This is a genomic window from Oleiphilus sp. HI0086 (assembly GCF_001635225.1).
In genome coordinates this window covers 1-2,150 of sequence record NZ_LWFZ01000656.1, presented here as the reverse complement: position 1 = coordinate 2,150, position 2,150 = coordinate 1, and the positions used below count along the sequence as shown (strand labels likewise).

The window sequence follows — 2,150 nt, the reverse complement described above, 5'->3', positions numbered from 1 at the left end:
AAGCGATCTATATTTTCCATTGAGGTCGGTAAGAAAAACTGGCCCAGCTTAACACTAAGCGCTTGATTGAAGTCGATATCATGACGATACCTTGCGCTCCACTCTATCACCCCAAGAGAGCGAACGGAGCTATCATTACTCGTACCTTGTGCTTGGATATGAGTACTCAATTGAAAGGCAGAAGAAGGCCGGTACCGATACTCGATATTTGATTCAAATAGGCCTGAAACCGAGCTATCCTGGTCACCCTGTCCAAAACGTCCCAGCCCACCATTGAGCCATGTATTTCCGCTGTCTTGATAGTTGGTAACAAGCGTCACATTGCCGATAAAGCGGTGTGGGCTATTCTGCTTTGCATGCACAAGTGCGCTGCTGATCAAAGCGACTAGAAGCAAGGCGGCACAGATAACTGAAGAGTGTTTTATTCTGAATGCTTTGTTTAGCCTTGTTCATCGAAAAAATAATGCTAGTACTCACTGTTTACATCATAGCCTTTAAACCAGGTAACAAAGTCTGCCGAGTTTTGTGGGCGAGAGATATAGTAACCTTGTAACTTATCGCATCCCCATGTTTCGAGTAAGGCCCAAGACGCTCTGTTTTCAACCCCTTCAGCAACGACAGTTAAACCGAGCTGATGAGCCATGTCTATCGTTGACTGGACAATAGCCTGGTCATATTTACTTTCATCCAGTTTCAAAACAAAGGCCATATCGATCTTTAGCTCGTCTACGGGTAAATCTTTAAGTTGGCTCAAAGATGAATAGCCTGTGCCATAATCATCAATCGCCAAGATAATCCCTTGGTCTCTTAATTGATTAAGCACTTTTAGGGCTTGAACCGGGTTATCAATCATCGCACTTTCGGTGACTTCAAGAATTAGCGAAGAAGTAGAGAGGCCGTTTTTCTCAAGCTCTTGCGCCACATAATCGGGTAGGTCATCGTTGGCCAGATCATAAGCCGAGAGATTGACCGCCATTTTTAGGTCTATCCCTTGAGTTCTCCAAGCAGCGGCTTCACGCAATACACTAGCAATCACCCAACGCGTTAGCGGTGGCATCAAGCCAGACTGTTCAGCAAGACCAATGAACTCTTCAGGTGAGATAAAGCCCAACTCGGGATGAATCCAACGAATCAATGCCTCAACCTGGGTGACTTTGCCTTGCTTAAGCTCCAGCTTTGGCTGATAGAACATGCATAAGGAATCTTGATCGATCGCCTCTTTCAAATCGTTGACCAGGCGCGTTTGCTTAAGATGCTTTTCATCACTACCTGGCTGATAAAGCAACAAAGCAAGCTTCTGCTCATTCGCTTCATTGAGCGCTATGTCCACACGCCTCATTAATTCATCAGTTCGTTGACCATGCTGTGGATATAAAACCACACCCGAGGTAAATGCAATGGGGAGCTTAAGCTCGTTTATTTGATAGGGCTCAATAATCGCTTCTAAAATTCGATTCGCTCGTGCAGATACTTCTGGTTCTGTATCTGCCTTGAGCAATAACAAGAACTCATCCGCCCCCAGCCTTGCAGCACTATCATCCTCACCCATCAGCGAAGAAAGGCGCTTGGCAATACTAATTAGAAGCTGGTCGCCGATATGATAACCAAAGGTCGTATTCACTTGTTTGAAGTGACGAACATTCACCTGCATCAGTGCAAATATGTCTGAATCACCATCGCTTTGCTCAAGCAGGGTTTCAATCTTCTCTTGTATCGAAGCGCGATTAGCCAAACTCGTCAAAGTGTCGTGAAAGACTTGATAGAGAATTTTGTCTTCTCGATCAGCGATGCCCCGCTGCATATGACTTAAGCTGTTAGCTAGTTTACCTATCTCGTTCTTCTTAAAAAGATCAAAATCAATTTCTCCCTTATAATCACCCTGGCTAATTCGTTCTGCCGCACTCACCAGCGTATTAACCGGTCGTGTAATATTTCGGGCAATAATAAAGGCAATAAAAGCCGATAGTAGCAATGCAACGGATGCAATAATGAGTATATGGATTTTTAGTGGTGAAAATTTGGCAATAGCCAAAGACAAGGAGGTACTCAATACCGCATTCACTTGATAATTATCAGCCTTCACCAATGAAGTCACCAGCGCTAAAAAAGACTCTCCCTGGTATGTCATGTGCAACCAGTCACCCTGAGTT

The 2,150-nt window shown here is 44.5% G+C and carries 2 protein-coding genes; both read right to left on the bottom strand.

The window, feature by feature from the left end; translation table 11 throughout:
• On the bottom strand, nucleotides 1-362 hold a 362-nt coding region (locus A3756_RS09340; RefSeq protein ID WP_156490385.1), incomplete at its 3' end, for a hypothetical protein.
• Nucleotides 363-466: 104 nt separating this feature from the next.
• On the bottom strand, nucleotides 467-2,150 hold a 1,684-nt coding region (locus tag A3756_RS09335; RefSeq protein ID WP_068553386.1), incomplete at its 5' end, for a bifunctional diguanylate cyclase/phosphodiesterase.